At 40.9% G+C, this 18,126-nt stretch carries 15 protein-coding genes; all 15 read left to right on the top strand.

What is annotated here, in order from left to right; translation table 11 throughout:
- Positions 1 to 15: 15 nt before the first annotated feature.
- The 15 genes from ACED29_RS09350 (at position 16) to ACED29_RS09420 (ending at position 17,950) form a co-directional block, all read left to right on the top strand.
- Positions 16 to 1,119: a hypothetical protein gene (locus ACED29_RS09350; protein WP_371697524.1), complete on the top strand. Its 1,104-nt coding sequence runs from the start codon at positions 16 to 18 to the stop codon at positions 1,117 to 1,119.
- A gap of 110 nt (positions 1,120 to 1,229) precedes the next feature.
- Positions 1,230 to 1,763, top strand: coding sequence for a glutathione peroxidase (locus ACED29_RS09355; RefSeq protein ID WP_182698372.1), 534 nt, complete (start codon positions 1,230 to 1,232; stop codon positions 1,761 to 1,763).
- A 252-nt stretch (positions 1,764 to 2,015) separates the two neighbouring features.
- Positions 2,016 to 3,029 (top strand): ferrochelatase, encoded by a 1,014-nt coding sequence (gene hemH / locus ACED29_RS09360; RefSeq protein WP_347690200.1) that lies wholly within the window; start codon positions 2,016 to 2,018, stop codon positions 3,027 to 3,029.
- 199 nt (positions 3,030 to 3,228) lie between these two features.
- Complete coding sequence (gene yciH, locus ACED29_RS09365) at positions 3,229 to 3,558, top strand: stress response translation initiation inhibitor YciH (RefSeq protein WP_371697525.1); 330 nt, start codon at positions 3,229 to 3,231, stop codon at positions 3,556 to 3,558.
- A gap of 206 nt (positions 3,559 to 3,764) precedes the next feature.
- A complete protein-coding gene (locus ACED29_RS09370; RefSeq protein ID WP_124017190.1) occupies positions 3,765 to 4,325 on the top strand; it encodes a YqgE/AlgH family protein in 561 nt (186 codons plus the stop codon).
- Positions 4,326 to 4,482: 157 nt separating this feature from the next.
- The gene (ruvX, locus tag ACED29_RS09375) at positions 4,483 to 4,902 is read left to right on the top strand and encodes a Holliday junction resolvase RuvX (protein WP_011638297.1); all 420 of its coding nucleotides are present in this window, start codon (positions 4,483 to 4,485) and stop codon (positions 4,900 to 4,902) included.
- Positions 4,903 to 5,518: 616 nt separating this feature from the next.
- The gene (locus ACED29_RS09380) at positions 5,519 to 6,379 is read left to right on the top strand and encodes an HAD-IIB family hydrolase (RefSeq protein WP_371697526.1); all 861 of its coding nucleotides are present in this window, start codon (positions 5,519 to 5,521) and stop codon (positions 6,377 to 6,379) included.
- A gap of 1 nt (position 6,380) precedes the next feature.
- Positions 6,381 to 7,601 (top strand): glycosyl transferase, encoded by a 1,221-nt coding sequence (locus ACED29_RS09385; protein ID WP_371697527.1) that lies wholly within the window; start codon positions 6,381 to 6,383, stop codon positions 7,599 to 7,601.
- Positions 7,602 to 7,633: 32 nt separating this feature from the next.
- Positions 7,634 to 9,370, top strand: a complete 1,737-nt coding sequence (locus ACED29_RS09390) for a sugar phosphorylase (RefSeq protein WP_371697528.1) — start codon at positions 7,634 to 7,636, stop codon at positions 9,368 to 9,370.
- 247 nt (positions 9,371 to 9,617) lie between these two features.
- The gene (locus ACED29_RS09395) at positions 9,618 to 10,175 is read left to right on the top strand and encodes a DUF4136 domain-containing protein (RefSeq protein WP_371697529.1); all 558 of its coding nucleotides are present in this window, start codon (positions 9,618 to 9,620) and stop codon (positions 10,173 to 10,175) included.
- A gap of 923 nt (positions 10,176 to 11,098) precedes the next feature.
- Complete coding sequence (gene rfaH / locus ACED29_RS09400) at positions 11,099 to 11,611, top strand: transcription/translation regulatory transformer protein RfaH (RefSeq protein ID WP_371697530.1); 513 nt, start codon at positions 11,099 to 11,101, stop codon at positions 11,609 to 11,611.
- A 431-nt stretch (positions 11,612 to 12,042) separates the two neighbouring features.
- Positions 12,043 to 14,775: an SLBB domain-containing protein gene (locus ACED29_RS09405; protein WP_371697531.1), complete on the top strand. Its 2,733-nt coding sequence runs from the start codon at positions 12,043 to 12,045 to the stop codon at positions 14,773 to 14,775.
- A 159-nt stretch (positions 14,776 to 14,934) separates the two neighbouring features.
- Entirely contained in the window at positions 14,935 to 15,312 is a 378-nt protein-coding gene (locus tag ACED29_RS09410) for a four helix bundle protein (protein ID WP_371697568.1), read from the top strand.
- Positions 15,313 to 15,587: 275 nt separating this feature from the next.
- The gene (locus tag ACED29_RS09415; RefSeq protein ID WP_371697532.1) at positions 15,588 to 16,568 is read left to right on the top strand and encodes a Wzz/FepE/Etk N-terminal domain-containing protein; all 981 of its coding nucleotides are present in this window, start codon (positions 15,588 to 15,590) and stop codon (positions 16,566 to 16,568) included.
- 413 nt (positions 16,569 to 16,981) lie between these two features.
- Positions 16,982 to 17,950: an exopolysaccharide biosynthesis polyprenyl glycosylphosphotransferase gene (locus ACED29_RS09420; protein WP_371697533.1), complete on the top strand. Its 969-nt coding sequence runs from the start codon at positions 16,982 to 16,984 to the stop codon at positions 17,948 to 17,950.
- The last annotated feature ends 176 nt before the right edge of the window (positions 17,951 to 18,126 follow it).

Raw genomic sequence — 18,126 nt, forward strand, 5'->3', positions numbered from 1 at the left:
TTTCAAGGATGTTTCATGCAGTTATGGCAAAAAGTCACCGTCTTATCTTCGCTAATCTTGTTTCCATTCGCGGCCTCAGCAGTACCAGTCACAGATGAAGTCGATATCGGCGGTGCAGTGCGCGTGAACTACGGTTGGAAAGATTACGACAATAACTCCAAACTTGAGTTTGAACTGTTCCGTGCAGATGTTAACTACAAGAGTAAAGATGGCTTATTCGCCTCTGCTCAGTATCGTTGGTATGAAAATATGGACGTAGTGCATCATGCATACATGGGTTATCAATTTGATGAAGCCCAATCAGTGCAAGTGGGTGTAACCCAAGTGCCATTTGGATTATTACCTTATGCCGCCCATTCATTTTGGTTCGGCGCAACCTATTATCTTGGTTTTGAAGATGATTATGATGCCGGTATCCATTACAAAAATGAACAAGATGGTTGGCGTTATGACTTAGCGTATTTTGCTAATGACGAAATTGGCGACGGTTCTAATTATGATCGTTACTCATTTGATGCGGCCACAACAGCCGATTCACCATATGAAGAGGCAGGACAAATCAACGCCCGAGTTGAACGAGAATTTACCTCTGGTGAAGTGACTCATAAGTTAGGTGGTTCATTACAATACAGCCAATTAGATTTTATGGCTGATGCCGCTACCGTAGTAGGTGAAGACACCAATGGTCTTGCCGCTGCAGCGCATTGGCAACTTGACTGGAAACAATGGCAATTACAGTTACAGTATATTCATTATGACTATGATATCGACAACAGTGAACGTATTGCGCTGAGTGCATTTCAATATCCATTTGAAATTGCTGCACAAGCCGATGTTGCTACCGTTAACATTGCTAAATCGTTTGACGTTGATTGGGGTCCAATCTCTAATGTAAATTTTTACAACGATTACAGCCAGGTAATGGCATCGGGTCAAGGGCTTGATGATTCTATCCAGAATGTGACTGGTGTTGCCATCACTGCAGGTAAATTTTATTCTTATGTAGATTGGATTGCCGGTAAAAATATGTGGTTTGTTGATGGTCCAGGCGTTGGTATCAATAATGGTGATACATCATGGCATTCTCGCTTAAACATCAATATTGGTTTCTATTTCTAAAAGGTTTTGATCTCAATAAAAAAGTATCGCGTATAATGTATTGATACTTCATTAGGCACCGATAAATTCATTTAGCGGTGCCTATTCACTTTGAGAAAAGGACACTTAACATGATTAAATTTATTGCCGCAGCAGGCTTGTTTACCCTCAGTGCAGGGGCTTTCGCTGCAAGTTGTCCTGATTATCTCAATGTTGAAGCCCGCAAATTACACTCTGAAGAAAACGTCAATTTATGTGAACTCACCCAAGGTAAAGCAGTATTAATTGTTAATACCGCCTCCCATTGTGGCTTCACACCTCAATTTGAAGCACTTGAAGCCTTGCACAAGCAATATGCAGACAAAGGTTTAGTGGTCATTGGTTTTCCATCAGATGATTTTTTCCAAGAAGAAAAAGACGAAGCTAAAACCGCAGATGTATGTTTCATCAACTACGGTGTCACGTTTACCATGGTGTCAACATCACCCGTGAGAGGCAGTGAAGCCAACTCAGTATTTAAATATTTAGGTGATAAAAGTGGCCAGCCAAAGTGGAACTTCTATAAATATGTTGTTTCAGGTGATGGCAAAACGGTAAAAGAATTTAGCTCTCGTGTTAAACCCGATAGCGATGAATTGATAAAAGCGATTGAGTCCGTTCTATAAGTGGTTAGCTTATCCAAATGAGTTAGCTAGGATAATTAGTTAACTTAGGATAGCGTTAACTAATATAGCTATTTAATCGAGATAATAGTTTAATTGAAATAGACGTTTTAGAGCGCCGATCGATTTGATCATCAAATCGATAACTAGCGCTCTTTTTGTGTTAATCGAAAGCGATATAATTATAATTTCATCTCACAAGTTACTCATACTTTGATGTATTTATAAATCCATACTAATAACGGAGAAGATACTTTGGCTAGATTTTCAGGGCTAGATAAAGAAACCGGTCACAAAGCGCGTGGCAAAACCGGTGTATTATTATTAAATCTAGGTACACCAGATGCACCAACCGCATCAGCTGTTCGCATCTATTTAGCTGAGTTTTTGGCCGATCCTCGAGTCGTCGAAATTCCAAAACTGATATGGATGATTATTCTTCATGGGATTATTCTACGTGTTCGTCCAGCTAAATCAGCAGCCTTATACAAACAAGTGTGGACCGAAGCCGGTTCGCCTCTACTCGACATTAGCCAACGTCAGCAAGCCAAACTAGCCAATCATTTACACGCGCAAGGGCATGATGTGAGCGTCCATTTGGCTATGCGCTATGGTTCTCCATCAACGGCCAGTACCCTGCAAGCAATGCACAAGCAAGGTGTAGATAATTTAGTGGTTTTGCCTTTATACCCACAGTACGCGGCTCCAACAACGGGTTCGGCATTTGATGCTTTAGCCAAAGAATTAATGAAATGGCGTTATATCCCCGCACTGCACTTTATTAATACCTACCATGACAACCCTGATCTTATCGATGCGCTTGCTGCCTCGATTGAAAAAGATTTCGAACAACACGGAAAACCACAAAAACTGGTGATGTCTTATCATGGTATGCCTGAACGCAATTTGCATTTAGGCGATCCTTATTATTGTTTTTGTATGAAGACAACTCGCTTAGTGGTAGAAAAATTAGGCCTAACTGAAGATGAGTATGTGGCAACATTCCAGTCTCGCTTTGGTAAAGCTAAATGGTTACAACCATACACAGACGTAACCATTGGTAGTCTGCCTGAAAAAGGTGTTACCGATATCGCGGTTATCTGCCCAGCATTTAGTGCCGATTGTTTAGAAACCTTAGAAGAAATTAAGGGCGAAAATCGTCACGTATTTGAAGATGCTGGTGGCAAAAACTTTAGATACATCGAATGTCTAAACGATAATGATGATCATATCAATATGATGGCAAACCTTGTTAAACCTTTTCTATAATTATAGGGCGTGACTCCGTCACTGCTAGGGCGCTTCGCTTCTAGGGCGGACTGCGTCCTGCTAGGGACAGCTTCGCTGCTAAGATCCTTGGCCGCTATGCGGCTAGGCTGTTGCGTACCTAGGCTTTTAGCTTTATATCCTCGCCTCTGCTTTTATGATTTGTTAAACTCAAATAAAGTTTTATTGCTAAAGAAATAATATGAGAATAGATTCTAATATCGCATTAGTTTATAGCACTGATAAAGGTCGTATTGAACAACCTAAACCGCAAGTTGAAGTACCAAGCGGTGATGGTATCGTGCGGATCCACAAAGACAGTAAAGGCCGAAAAGGTAAAGGCGTTAGTGTGATCAAAGGGCTCGAGTTAGATGAAAAAGCCTTAAAAGAGTTAGCGCAAAAACTGAAGAAACAATGTGGCTGCGGTGGTACAGTGAAAGACTTCTGCATTGAGGTACAAACCGACAATCGCGAACAAATAAAATCCATATTAGAGAAGTTGAATTTCACCGTGAAATTGGCGGGTGGATAATACTAGGGCTTGTTGGTCTGTGGTGGTCAATATTTATTCGAACCCTTCGGGCAATCTTTTTAGCGGCTTTATACTGCGTTATTGCTTGTTGATCTAGTATAACTTCATCAACAAGTTCTGCCTTGTATGACATGGCTACAAATCGCGGTAAAAATCATCTGGAAAGACCAACAAGCCCAAGGCTAACGCACTATTGGGGAGAGAATATGGATAGCTTAAAAGACCACTTTTTAATTGCCATGCCATCGTTAGATGATACATTTTTCGAACGCTCAGTGATCTACATTTGCGAGCATGATCAAAAGGGGGCGATGGGCATCATTGTTAACCGTCCAATAGGTTTGGAGATTGAAGAGCTGCTTGAGCAAATGGAGCTGTATTTATCGCCTGAGTTTTTATTCTCCCTCGACAGCCAAGTACTCATTGGCGGCCCAGTTGCTCCAGAGCGAGGTTTTGTATTGCATACGCCGCAAAAACATTGGCTCAATAGTACTGAAATCAGTGAGGAGACAATGCTAACATCTTCGCGAGATATATTGGCCTCGATTGGCTCAGACAAATCCCCAGAAAATTTTGTGGTTGCGCTTGGTTACGCGGGTTGGAGTAAAAATCAACTGGAACAAGAAATTGCCGACAATACCTGGTTAACGATCAAAGCTTCGGCCGAGTTATTATTTAACGTAGAACCTGAACAAATGTGGCAGTCGGCCACCCAACAACTCGGTTTCGATATTTGGCAAATGTCGAGTCAAATAGGCCATGCTTAACAATAGTTCGCTGCGCTTCTAGGGCGGACTATGTCCTGCTAGGGGGCAGCTGCGCTGCTAAGATTTATAGAATCTAGCCGCGAAGCGTCCTAGCAGCGTAGCGCTCTAGGCTGTTACTTTTAAAGCGTCCTCTAAAGATTCAAACAAAGAGATACACATGCAACCACAAACCGTTTTAGGCTTCGACTATGGCACCAAAAGTATCGGTGTCGCTATCGGTCAAGCCATCACTGCCAGTGCCACGCCTTTATTATCGATTAAAGCGGTTGATGGCATCCCTAATTGGGATGATATCGACAAATTATTGAAAGAATGGCAACCTGATCTTGTGGTTGTTGGCTTGCCATTAAATATGGACGGCACTGAGCAAGAGATGACTCAACGAGCCCGAAAATTTGCTAATCGAATTAATGGTCGATTTGGTGTCAAGATTGCCACCCAAGATGAACGCCTAACCACTGCAGATGCTAAAGCGCGCTTATTCGAATTAGGTGGTTTTAAAGCATTAACCAAAGGCCAAGTGGATGCCGTGTCAGCGGTGTTAATTATCGAAAGTTATTTCGAAAACCAATTCTAAGTTAATGCCCAGATGCTAGTGTCGCTTCGCTGCTAGGTCGTGACTGTGTCACTGCTAGTGTCGCTTCGCTGCTAGTGTCGCTTCGCTGCTAGGTCGTGACTGTGTCACTGCTAGGGTCGCTTCGCTGCTAGGACGTGACTTCGTCACTGCTAGAGTCGCTGCGCTGCTAGGATTTTATAGGATCTAGCAGCGTAGCGCTCTAGCATCTAGGCTCTACAGCTTTTTATCACTTCATTTGCCCTGAAATGGTGCAGTTTTTATTCATCGTTGCACATATCTTCTTATCCTGTTCAATAATTCTTTTTATCTCACCTTTATTTTTAAAATAATAAAATCAACTATATCAATGATTAAAGTCTATTTGTTCTATTAAGGTGCAAACTTATTACGTTTGGCACATATCCTGAATCTATCTTAAGTAAATCGGATTAGATTAAGCGCGATAATGACTCATTCGCTATATTTATTACTTGTATAGCACTTAGCCGCGTAGCGTTCCTAGCAGTGACGAAGTCACGCCCTAGTGCCTAGAACCTAGCACCTCGCAGCGCAGCGATCTAGCAGGACGCAGTCCGCTCTATGCTTAGTTTCGTTCAATGATTGAAAAGGACAGGATATGACAACACGACCACTTATCTTTACTGACATAGATGGCACTTTACTTGATCATTTTGACTACAGCTTTAGCCATGCAATTGAAGTGATTGAAGCATTGAATGAACGGAAAATTCCGATTATTGCCAATACTAGTAAAACCTTTGCCGAAATGGAAAAGCTGCAACAAACCATTGGTTTTAATTCACCGTTTATTTCAGAAAATGGTGCGGCAATATATATTCCTATTGGTTACTTTGACCAACAACCACAAGACACATTTACCCAAGGATATTACTGGGTAAAAGAGTTTTGTCAGCCGCGAAAATACTGGCTTGATTTGTTAACACAACATGCGCAAGCATTTAACGATGACTTTATTGGTTTTTCATCTCTATCAGTTGAAGCATTATGTGAGATCACCGATTTATCGCCAGATAATGCCAGGTTGGCTTTGATTAGGAATTATGCCGAGCCAGTACTTTGGCAAGGCAGTGAAACCAATAAACAAGCCTTTATTGAATTAATGACCCGTGTTGGTGCACATACCCTACAAGGTGGACGCTTTCTTCATGTTGGCGGCGATACTGATAAAGGCAAAGCGATGCAATGGTTAGCGGATGTCTATTCTCAGCAATATAACACTCCCGTGACCACCATTGCACTCGGTGACAGTGGTAATGACAACGCCATGCTCGAAGCCGCTGATCTGGCAATCCAAATCAAATCCCCCGTTCATGAGTTTCCTTCATTAGCGACTAAAAATCCCAGTATCAAAAGTAGTGAATTTGGCCCTAAAGGTTGGGCTGAATGCATTAAGCAAACTCTGCTGTCGTCATCGGCTGAATCACCTGTAAAGCAACTATCATTAGGAGGGGCGTAATATGGCCGATTTTTACCAAAATGGCATTGTCACCACAATGCATAATTTAACCCGACGTAGCCTTGAAGAGCTGGAGCAAGATTTAATAACGTTTTCAAAAACACGTCCGTTAGGACTCATTTTGCCATCCTTGTATTCAGAGCTAGAAGGTGATGCCCTTAAAGATATCGTCAGTAAATTAAAACAGGTGCCGTATTTATCCGAAATCGTCATTGGCTTAGATAGAGCCGATCTTAAGCAGTACAAACACGCGTTAAGCTTTTTTGGTGAATTACCACAGCATCACCGCATTTTGTGGAATGATGGCCCACGCTTACAAGCGCTGGATGCAAAATTACAGGCATTAGGATTAGCCCCCAAAGAGTTGGGTAAAGGTCGTAATGTATGGTACTGCATGGGCTATATTTTGGCTTCAGGCAAAACGGAATCGGTTGCGTTGCATGATTGCGATATTGTCACTTACGAAAAGTCGTTGCTGGCTCGTTTACTTTATCCTGTAGCCAATCCACAGTTTCATTACGAGTTTAGTAAAGGCTATTACGCGCGAATTTCGAATGGGCAAATTAATGGTCGAGTGTCACGCTTATTAGTTACGCCGTTGATTAAAGCACTTAAAAAAGTGGTCGGTTATAACGAATATTTAGAATACATGGACAGTTTTCGTTATCCATTAGCGGGTGAGTTTTCATTTAGACGAGACGTGCTCAATGACCTGCGTATTCCAAGCGATTGGGGCTTAGAAATTGGTGTGCTATCAGAAATGCAGCGTAATTATTCCCATAACCGCATTTGTCAGGTCGATATTGCTGACAATTACGATCATAAACATCAAGACTTATCATTAGATAATGAAGAAGCCGGTTTGTCTAAAATGTCGATTGATATCACCAAAGCCTTTTTCCGTAAACTGGCGACGCAAGGGCATACTTTCAGCAATGAATCGTTTCGAACCGTCAAGGCGACGTATTACCGTATTGCACTCGATTATGTCGAAACCTACCATAACGATGCCATCATGAATGGCTTGACCACGGACATTCATTTAGAAGAAAAAGCGGTAGAAATGTTTGCCCAAAATATCGTTACAGCAGGGCAACGCTTTTTAGATAATCCAATGGAAACTCCGTTTATGCCAACCTGGAGCCGAGTGGTGAGTGCTATGCCCGATGTACTTGAACAACTTAAAGACGCAGTTGAAGCCGACAACGCTGAGTTTAGTTAACGTAAACGATTAACGATTAACGAGGACACTTTATGTCAGTAATGGATGGATTACAGCAAAAGCTGCAGCAACAACTGGGCTGCATTTATAATGATATCGACATTAATATCAGCTTGTCAGTATTGGCAACTCAGCTTATCGATATCATGCGTATCACAGAGTATTGCCAAGTACCTGAGCCTTTTGCAAATCATTGGTCTGAAAAAGACATCATAATGATCACTTATGGTGACAGTGTGATCCAACAAGGCGAGCGACCGCTCACCACACTGGCGCAATTTATCGACAGCTACCTAAGTTGCATCAATGCGGTGCACATTTTACCCTTTTTTCCTTACAGTTCAGACGATGGCTTCTCAGTTATTGATTATTCAAGCGTCAACGAAGGGCTAGGCTCGTGGGCAGACATTAGTGCTATTGCCAGTAAACGGAGGTTAATGTCAGATTTAGTGATCAATCATTGCTCTAGTCGGAGCTTATGGTTTGAGAATTTCTGTAAAGGTGAGGGCATAGGTCATGATTACTTCTTTACTGCCAATCCAAATGATGACTTAAGCGCTGTCGTTCGGCCAAGAACCTCAGCATTATTAAGACCAACAGAAACACCTAACGGCACGGAATATGTGTGGTGCACCTTTAGCCATGATCAAGTTGATTTTGATTTTCGCAATCCACAAGTATTAATCGAGTTTGTGCGCATCATTCGTCAATATTTAGATGCCGGTGTGAGTATTTTTCGCCTCGATGCGGTGGCGTTTTTATGGAAAATTGTTGGCAACAAATCCATCAACTTAGCGCAAACCCATGAGGTTGTGCGTTTATTGCGGACCCTGATCGAGCATGCGCAGCAAGATGCCATAATCATTACCGAAACCAATATCCCCAATACTCAAAACTTAACTTACTTTGGCAATGCTAACGAAGCACATTGCATATATAACTTTTCCTTGCCACCTTTGTTGATCAACAGCCTTATTACTGGCAGCTGTTTGTATTTAAAGCGTTGGCTTATGAGCATGCCGCCTGCTCAAGATGGCACCACATACTTTAATTTTATTGCCTCTCACGATGGTATTGGTTTACGTCCAGCGGAAGGCTTACTTGAAGATGATGAGATTGATACTCTGGTCGAGACAATGAAACTGTTTGGCGGCCAAATTTCATCCAGAACCACAGAAGATGGCCAGCAAAAACCGTATGAAATGAACATCGCGCTGTTTGATGCACTTCAAGGCACCACTAAAGGCAAAGACTCATGGGGGATGCAACGTTTTGTTTGCGCGCATAGCATTATGTTAGCCCTAGAAGGCATTCCAGGTATTTATATTCACAGTTTATTGGGAACTCGCAATGATTATGAAAAGCTGGCCAATACTTCGCATAATCGGGCTATCAATCGTCACCGTTGGGATCTCAATCAATTAACAGAGCAACTGAGTGATACTAACAGCGACCATAGCCATGTGTTAACGGCGCTCACTCATCTAATCAATATTCGTACCCAGCAAATTGCATTTCATCCTAATGCGACTCAATTTACCTTGCACCTTGGGTTACAGCTATTTGGTTTCTGGCGTCAAAGTCGTAATCGTAAACAAAGTATCTTCTGCATCAGTAATGTATCGGACCAAATTACTGATCTGCCCATTAATGAACTTAACCTTATTATTGCTGAATACTGGGTCGACCTATTAACCGGGCAGCAAATAGAAGACATCACCCAACCCATGCAACTGCAACCATACCAAACAGTGTGGATTAGTAACTAGTTCGCTACGCTACTAGGTGCTAGGTTCTAGGATGCTAGTACAGCTTCGCAGCTAAGATTGAGTTGCGAAGCGACTAGGCTGTTGATTTCATAGTCTCTAGCCGCGTAGCGTTCTAGGCTCTTGGCTTGTCATCGGTCTTTATCGCTATTTCCGTTTGTTATCATTTGTTATGAAATCTTGTTAACTTGACAACGCCTTTGCTCTCTATAAGCTAATAAGAATTAACATCTTGTTTTTTGGAGCCTGTATGAAAACCCTATTTATCGCTGCTGCAGTATTGGCATTGAGCGCATGTAGTACCTTAAAATCATCTTCAGACTTCGATCCGTCGGTATCATTTAATCAATATAAAACCTACTCATGGGTAGAGAAGAAGGTTGATGATGCGGGCTATCATCTCGATGGACTCATGGATCAACGTGTTCGTGCCGCAATCGAAACCCAATTGAGCCAAAAAGGTATCAGTAAAACAGACAAGCAAAATGCAGACTTGCTGGTCAACTACATCACCAAAGTAGATAAAAAGATCAATATCGACACCTTTAATAGCCACTTCGGTTATAACCCATATTATGGTCCACGTTGGGGATTAGGTGGCAGCCTGCAAACTGAGACCACAGTTCGTGAATACGATGTTGGTACCTTAATGGTCGACTTAGTCGACAACAAAACAGGTAAGCTTATTTGGCGTGGCACAGTCGCTGATACTGTTCGAGATCAAAACACCCCTGAAGAGCGTATCCAGATTATCAATCATGCTATTGATACAGTCATGAAGGATTATCCACCTAAGCCAGCACAGTAAACGTTGACGTTAAATAAACAACGCTAGCAAAAAGCCTCGATTACCGAGGCTTTTTTGTTGCATAAACCCTTTGTTCATCAATGTTTGAGCATAAAAGACTTATTGTGATAAAGCGCATAAGGTTAACGGTTTACATTTCATAACAAGATTATACTGTGAGCATGCATAGAGTCAGTGAGCTTCGCTGATTAAGTTTTGTTCGGTGTAAGAGTGTTAATCGAGACGAGTGGATTGCCGCCTAGCAATTTAAGCACTATTACTTGGAGAAAATGCACTCAACAAAAAGTAAAACGTTTTAGCTGGCCATTCGAGGCGCGTTAGTTGGCCATTTCAAGGGTGTTGTTGGCATTTATGTGGCATAACGCCATCATCAAGCTTTTGTCTTATTATTTACGGTTTCTGTTATGAACCAATAATGTGTAGTAACAAGCTTGGAAGATCAACAGACTCTAACTTAGTTGCATCCTTACACATCGCAATGATGATGCTGTCGATTCTAGCTTTAGGCCGTAATGGTTAATATCCTAGATGACACAGGCAAATCTTTCATTCGTTGTCTTGATTGATTTATCACTTTGTTAATACCACAGATGCAGTGATAAAAGTGGCGCTTTTGACTCTCAAGCAAATCTTTTGATGTGAATTACTGTTAATTACCACTTTTTAGAACACATAAAACAAAATTAACCGAATACCATATGTTAAAGTTGTTTTTTCAACGTCGAATGATAAATCAATTAGTTACTTATTAATGTCTTGTGTTTTTGATGAAAATAAAATCAACCGATGATTTAAACGCTGTATTTATAGGCATTAAGGCTTAAATACCCATTCAAAAGGATAGGGAAGTTTGCTAGTATCCTAAGCCGTGAATGGGACGTCACTTGTTCAGACTGATGAGCAAATATAAAAAGTGAGACATAATGAAATCTTGGTATTTACTGTATTGCAAGCCACGGCATGAAGTCCGTGCTCAGCAAAATTTGGCTTTGCAAGAAGTCGAAAGCTACTTACCAATGATCACCCAACAAAAAACAGTGCGTAACAAACCACAAATGGTTACAGCACCTCTGTTTCCTAGCTATCTGTTCATCTATTTCGATCCTCAAATCACTAGTGTCAGCAAAATCCACAATACCCGTGGTGCTAACCGCATTGTGGGTTGTCGAGAAGACATGACTCCCATTGACGATAGAATTATTTTGGCTCTTAAAAGACGTGTCCAAGGCTATGTGCCAGAAGAGATCAAGCCGTTAGATAAAGGCGGTAAGGTCAAATTTATCGACGGACCGTTTAAAGATCTTGAAGCCATATTTGACGAGAACAATCCTGATAAGCGTTGCCATGTGTTATTTAACATTATGGGCCAACAGAAACGAATTCTGGTGGAATTGACCAGTTTACAAGCGATATCAACAACCGATAAACCGACTTAAATAAACTGTTTGTCAGAGAATAGCGGTTTTTGTTGTAGGAAATTGTCCATTTGTAAATTTAGGGCTAATGTTTAAAAGGGCTTTTTCACCTCAAAAAGGTTAAATGTTGTCCGTTTAAATAGTGTTTTTACTCTTTTGCAACATTTTACAAACGTTTAGGTGTTTTTTACTTGAGCATCAGAGTCTGTTTTTAAGTATAATTCCGCGCTTGATTAGCGCTTGTTACAGTTTAACGCTAATAAAAAATTAAAGATTCGTACTGCGAAGGGCATGTTGGAAGCCGTAATCCATGGGCGGTAGCGTGTCTTAAATAGGACGCTGCGCTACTAGAACGCTTCGCTACTAGGACCTAGAAGTGACGAAGTCACGCTCTCTGGCGAGCCTGCGAGCTCCTACAACCTTCTTATAAAAAATAATATTGGAGATATCTGGTGCTACATAAAACCAAAAACGTGTTACTAGCTGGCTTATCGGCCTTTATTATTTTAACCACCCAAGTGCAGGCTATTACTCCAACACCGCAAATGATTGAGCAGTTTAAACAATTGCCTAAATCTGAACAGGAAAGAGTTGCGCGTCAGTATGGAATAGATCCTTCAATGTTATCAGGCAGTGCCAATAACGCTGTTAACGTAAGCAACCCTACTGTTGTTGAACCTCGTCAAAATCAATCAAATGAACAGCAACAAAGCGCTAGAAAGAGTGAGTTTGATTTCAACCAAGACAGTGATAAAAACCAATTAAAACGTTTTGGCTACGAAATGTTTGCTGGCGAGCCAACCACCTTTGCACCTGTCACAGACGTACCTGTACCAAGCGACTACATGGTCGGCCCTGGCGATGTGATTAAAGTTCAACTTTATGGCAAAGAAAGCAACGAATACAGTTTAACCATTAATCGTGATGGTACGGTACAAATCCCCGATTTAGGCCCAGTATCTGTTGCTGGACTAAGCTTTGCCGATTTACGTCAAGAATTGTCTAAACGCATAAAGCAGCAAACGATTGGTATCGAATCTAATATCACCATGGGTGAATTACGTTCAATTCGCATTTTCATTGCTGGCGATGCCTACAAACCAGGCTCATATACTGTATCGAGTTTATCAACCATTACTCAGGCGTTATTTGTCGCTGGTGGTGTTAACGAAATCGGTAGTCTTCGTAATGTACAAGTTAAGCGTGGCGGCAAGTTAGTCGGCTCATTAGATTTATACGATTTACTGCTTCGAGGCGACGCTTCTGGAGACATTAATCTTCGTTCTGGTGATGTAGTGTTCATTCCATCGATTGGCGGGTTAGTCAGTGTCGCTGGTGAAGTGCAACGTCCTGCTATATACGAGTTGAAAAAGCATGAAACTATTGCCGATGTCATCAATATGGCTGCCGGTATCAAGCAAGATGCCTATCCTAAAAATAGCAGTATCGAACGTTACAATGCTAATGGTTTGAAAACGATTATTAATGTTGATTTAACCTCAGATAAAGGCAACAACACGATAGCCAAAGCTGGTGATTACATTCGGGTTAAAAGTGCTTCAAATCAATATGAAGACGCTATCACTGTGGTCGGTGCCGTGGTTCGCCCGGGTAAATATCAGTGGAAGCAACAACGCATTAGCGATGTATTACCTTCAATTTGGGGCGATTTATTATTATCTGCTGACCTCGACTACGGTTTAGTGGTTCGTGAAATCAACAAACATGGTGACATCGAAACATTGCAGTTTGCTCCAGGTGAAGCCATTACATCACCTAATTCTATTCAAAACATCGTTTTACAGCCTCGTGATAAAATAATCATCTTTAACTTCAGTGACGATACTCAAAACCGTTTTGAATTGAATTCATTAGTTAAAAAGCGTGTCAGCAAAGTTAAATCACTGAAAAGTGACTCACTACTGGATGCCGATCTGTTTAAAGCTGGATTTGAAACCTTAGACAATACCGTAGCAAGCAAATACACCAATCAAATAGCTGGTGTCGCATTAAATGAGCAAACATCTGAAGAGCAAACGCTGGTAAGCAGCGAAGTGGCTAAAATGCTGTCTAATTTATTTGAAGACCGTGATTTAATCAAACTCAGTAATGTTATGTCACGTAAAGAACTGCTGTATCCCATTGTAACCAAGCTAACTCAGCAAGGAAATTCACAACATGGCATTTTGATTGTGGCTATCGCGGGAAAAGTCCGCCATCCAGGTGTGTACCCGTTAACAAATTCAGCAAAAGTGACCGACTTAGTTAAAGCGGCAGGCGGCCTACTCGAAGGCGCTTATATTGAACGAGCTGAACTAACACGCACTCATACCACCTCAGCTGTATCCGATATTATTCACCAACAAGTTAACCTTTCTGCTGCGCTTAATGGTAACCAACAAGACAATATCGAGCTGAAAGGGCGCGATATGATGACGATTCTGACTACGCCAGACTGGCAAGAAAGAAAAGTAGTCGAAGTTAAAGGGGAAGTTAAGTTCCCAGGTACTTATAACATCAGGCGTGGTGAGACATTATCAGACGTTATCGCTAGAGCAGGTGGCTATACTGAGTTCGCTTATCCTTCTGCTGCAGTATTTGTCCGTGAATCAGTGCGGATGCAAGAACAGATTGAAATTAAAAAGTTAGCCGATCAACTTCGCCGAGATATCGCTACTCGTGGGGTATCAAAAGATGGCTTAAGCATTAATTATTCCGAAGCACAATTAATGTTAACTGACTTAGAAAATATCAAAGCCGTTGGCCGATTAGTTATAGACTTAAATGCGCTTGAGTTAGGTATTAAAGAAGCTGATGTTCAACTTGAAGACAGCGACGTATTGTACGTGCCAACCATTAAGCAAACAGTTGCCGTTATGGGGGAGGTTCAACATCCTTCAACCCACAGATTTAAAGATGGTTTAACCCTTGGCGATTATTTAGACATGTCTGGTGGCCCAAGAGAGCGCGGTGATGAAGACCGGGTCTACGTTATCAAGGCTGATGGTTCTGTGATGATGCCAGCTCAAAGTATTTGGTTTAATACCGACTCGCAAATTTCGGCCGGCGATACTGTGATTGTACCGCTAGACACTGAGTACAAAGATAACTTAACCCTTTGGTCGCAAGTCACGCAGATTCTTTATAATACCGCGGTAGCATTTGCAGCTGTTTCAGGTATCTAAGAACTGGAGGTTCTAGAAACTCGCAGGCTCGCCAGAGGGCGGACTACGTCCTGCTAGGACGCTACGCTTCTAGGGTTTTATCGCAGGCCGTAGGCCGCTCTAGCAGCGAAGCGCTCTAAGATTCTAGATACAAGATACTCAATGTCAGAAGGAACTGATATGCGTTTCGAGCAATTGGATGTGTGGAAAAGAGCTTCTAGAATGTCTTGTGAAATTTATCGGTTTACTGAGTCAGTCAGTAACTGGGGCTTCAAAGATCAAATTACACGTTCAGGATTATCTGTTCCCTCAAACATCGCGGAGGGAGAGGAACGTGAAACACTAAAAGAAAAGATAAGGTTTCTGTATTACGCAAAAGGATCTCTAGGTGAGCTTGTGACTCAGTTATATATCGGAGCAGAAATCGAATACCTTGATAAACAAATAGCTATGTCGATGGTAAAAGAAGCCAAAGAGTTAGCTAAAATATTAGGTACTCTTATTAAACAAAAACAAGCACAGATTAAAGAAGATAATGCCGATTACCAAACAAAGTGACTAATACGCAAGCTTGTGATTTCCGCTTGTATAGCAGCGAAGCGCTCTAGCCGCGAAGCGTCCTAGAATCTAGGCTTTTGCTTTTAAGGCAAGCGATCTAACCAGTAATAAACTTAACACTTAGCAGATTTCTGCTGGTATCTTTTGACCTTATAGCAGCGCAGCGCTCTAGCCGCAAAGCGTCCTAGAATCTAGGCTTTTACTTTGCTTGTATAGCAGCGAAGCGTCCTAGAACCTAGAAGCGTAGCGCTCTTCTTTCAAGAAAAATAAGACTTATGACTAAACAAAACCTGCAACCTACTTATGACGCCAACTTTGCATCATCACAACCAATGGGTAGCGTTGAAAGCGACGAAATCGATTTGCGCGAGTTTTTTGCTGTTATTTGGCAAGGAAAATGGCTAATCATCGCCATCACAGCTGTGTTTGCCATCGGTTCTGTTATTTTTGCGATTAATCAGCCTAATATCTACAAATCAGAAGCGCTGTTAGCCCCAGCAGACTCTGAACAAGGCGGTGGCGGTTTAGCAGCACTTGCAGGGCAGTTTGGTGGTTTAGCAAGTATGGCAGGCATCAACCTAGGCGGTGTCGGTGGAGTTGATAAACCCCAAATGGCTATCGAGGTAATGAAGTCTCGTCAATTTACCAGTAACTTTATTCAAAAACATGGTCTTTTGCCTGACTTAATGGCGGCAGAAAAATGGAATATGGCCGATAACTCAATTAGCTACGATGAAGAACTCTATAACCAAGCCGATAAAAAGTGGCTTCGCATAGTTGATGCACCGTTTAAGCCTAAACCGTCAATGCAAGAAGCCTATAAAGAATTCAGTAAAATTATTGAGGTTAATGCTGATAAAGAGACGGGCATGGTTACTTTATCTGTCGAACATATTTCACCCGAGGTCGCTCATCAATGGGTCAATTGGTTAGTACAAGACATTAATAAAGAAATGAAAGACCGTGATGTTGCTGAGGCCACTCGCAGCACAACATTTTTAAAATCTCAAATCGAACAAACAAATATTGCCGACATCCGCTCAATTTTATACAAGTTAATTGAAGAGCAAGCGAAAACGATTATGTTTGCCGAAGTTCGCGATGAGTACGTATTTAAAACTATCGATCCGGCATTAATACCAGAAGAAAAATCAAAGCCTAAGCGGGCATTAATCTGTATTTTAGGGACAATACTTGGTGGAATGTTTGGTGTAATGTTGGTATTAATTAGATATTTTGTTAGAAAAGAAGATTGATTTTTTCGCAGAACTTAGGTTCATGCTAGCGAATATTGATCTGTATCAAAATGCAATAAGAAGGGGCTTAGTGAGAGACTAAAACTTGATTCTTAAAATTGCAAACTGTCAATTATAGTTAACTTTCAAAGAGCTTAACAAGGGTCATACCTTCACCGAAAGTGATGAATAAACCTTTTTAAGCACTAATTTTTAACTAATAACCATGGCCTTTAGCATAAATGTTTGTTGATAAAAGATTGTATTTACGCTTATTTAGTCATGTTTTTAATGTGTGCAAAATTGAGTTCTATAGGCAATCCTCTATTTTCTATCGATAGATAATATTCGATTTTTATTCATAACTGTATTTTCAGATACTGTGAAATGGACTTTCGAGTAGTTTGTAAATTATTTAGTTCATGAGAGATGAAATGTTCTATAACAATGATAAATTTAAAGCGATAAAAGTTACTAATCGATTCAAGTCGAGAGGTGAAGCGTTAAAGCAAAAAGTAATCTACGTGTATTGCCCTATTGGTACGGAAAAAACCTTAGGCCAAATAGTAAATGATTACTCATTTGATATGGTTGTTAACGATTACACTATAACCGATTTAAATAAGAAAGTAGTCTGTCACTACAGTGCAAGCGACTTGACCAAAGAGCAACGACATTATCTTGTGGTTGCTACAGAGTTAGGCGCTTGGGTAGAGCCGTTGGTGAGTTATTTAGATTCACGCCTTGGCTATACTGAAGTGAAATTACTACATAGCAGTTACTTTTTACATCAAAAAGCCTTTTCGATCCTTTCAACTAAGCGAACGCAATACGCTAAGCGTTTGCTTGATATTTTTGCAGCATTATTATTATCTATAGTTGCTCTGCCCATCGGATTACTGACCGCACTTGCAATCAAACTAGAATCGCCCGGTGGCGTTTTTTATAAACAAAACCGCACTGGTCAATATAACGAAGAGTTTGAGGTTATCAAATTCCGCTCTATGCGTAATGACGCAGAAAAAGCAGGCGCACAATGGGCTGCTAAAAACGATGCTCGGGTGACTAAAGTGGGTAACTTTATCCGTAAAACGCGTATTGACGAGTTACCTCAAATTATCAATATCTTCAAAGGTGAGATGTCAATTGTTGGCCCGCGACCAGAACGTGAAGTGTTTATTGAAGAACTTGAAAAAGAAATTCCATATTACCGCTTTAGGCATGCTGTTAAACCCGGCGTAACGGGGCTTGCGCAAGTTTGTTATCCATACGGTGCGTCAGTAGAAGATGCTGTATGGAAACACAAATATGACATTTATTACATTAAGCATCATAGCACTTATCTAGATATCAAAATCTTATTTAAAACAGTTAAGGTTGTGTTGTTTGGAATGGGGCGATAACTCAAAAGTAAGTATTTAATAGTATTTTTTTAGCCGCATTATTAATGTTGTTTTAATATGATATAGAGTAATTTTTATCTTTAAATATTAATTTTTTGCAACATTTTAAATTAACTTCTTAATCATAAGCTTTTAGATAAATTATTAACAAACTGATCGTTAACACTGTTTGACTT

The organism is Shewanella sp. 5S214 (assembly GCF_041439795.1).
Taxonomy (GTDB): domain Bacteria; phylum Pseudomonadota; class Gammaproteobacteria; order Enterobacterales; family Shewanellaceae; genus Shewanella; species Shewanella vesiculosa.

Excerpts from the sequence above, each read along its gene's own strand:
- ACED29_RS09350 (WP_371697524.1), top strand. The coding sequence starts at position 16 with ATGCAGTTATGGCAAAAAGTCACCGTCTTATCTTCGCTAATCTTGTTT.
- ACED29_RS09355 (WP_182698372.1), top strand. The coding sequence starts at position 1,230 with ATGATTAAATTTATTGCCGCAGCAGGCTTGTTTACCCTCAGTGCAGGG.
- yciH (WP_371697525.1), top strand. The coding sequence starts at position 3,229 with ATGAGAATAGATTCTAATATCGCATTAGTTTATAGCACTGATAAAGGT.
- ACED29_RS09370 (WP_124017190.1), top strand. The coding sequence starts at position 3,765 with ATGGATAGCTTAAAAGACCACTTTTTAATTGCCATGCCATCGTTAGAT.
- ruvX (WP_011638297.1), top strand. The coding sequence starts at position 4,483 with ATGCAACCACAAACCGTTTTAGGCTTCGACTATGGCACCAAAAGTATC.
- ACED29_RS09380 (WP_371697526.1), top strand. The coding sequence starts at position 5,519 with ATGACAACACGACCACTTATCTTTACTGACATAGATGGCACTTTACTT.
- ACED29_RS09385 (WP_371697527.1), top strand. The coding sequence starts at position 6,381 with ATGGCCGATTTTTACCAAAATGGCATTGTCACCACAATGCATAATTTA.
- ACED29_RS09390 (WP_371697528.1), top strand. The coding sequence starts at position 7,634 with ATGTCAGTAATGGATGGATTACAGCAAAAGCTGCAGCAACAACTGGGC.
- ACED29_RS09395 (WP_371697529.1), top strand. The coding sequence starts at position 9,618 with ATGAAAACCCTATTTATCGCTGCTGCAGTATTGGCATTGAGCGCATGT.
- rfaH (WP_371697530.1), top strand. The coding sequence starts at position 11,099 with ATGAAATCTTGGTATTTACTGTATTGCAAGCCACGGCATGAAGTCCGT.
- ACED29_RS09410 (WP_371697568.1), top strand. The coding sequence starts at position 14,935 with ATGCGTTTCGAGCAATTGGATGTGTGGAAAAGAGCTTCTAGAATGTCT.
- ACED29_RS09415 (WP_371697532.1), top strand. The coding sequence starts at position 15,588 with ATGACTAAACAAAACCTGCAACCTACTTATGACGCCAACTTTGCATCA.
- ACED29_RS09420 (WP_371697533.1), top strand. The coding sequence starts at position 16,982 with ATGTTCTATAACAATGATAAATTTAAAGCGATAAAAGTTACTAATCGA.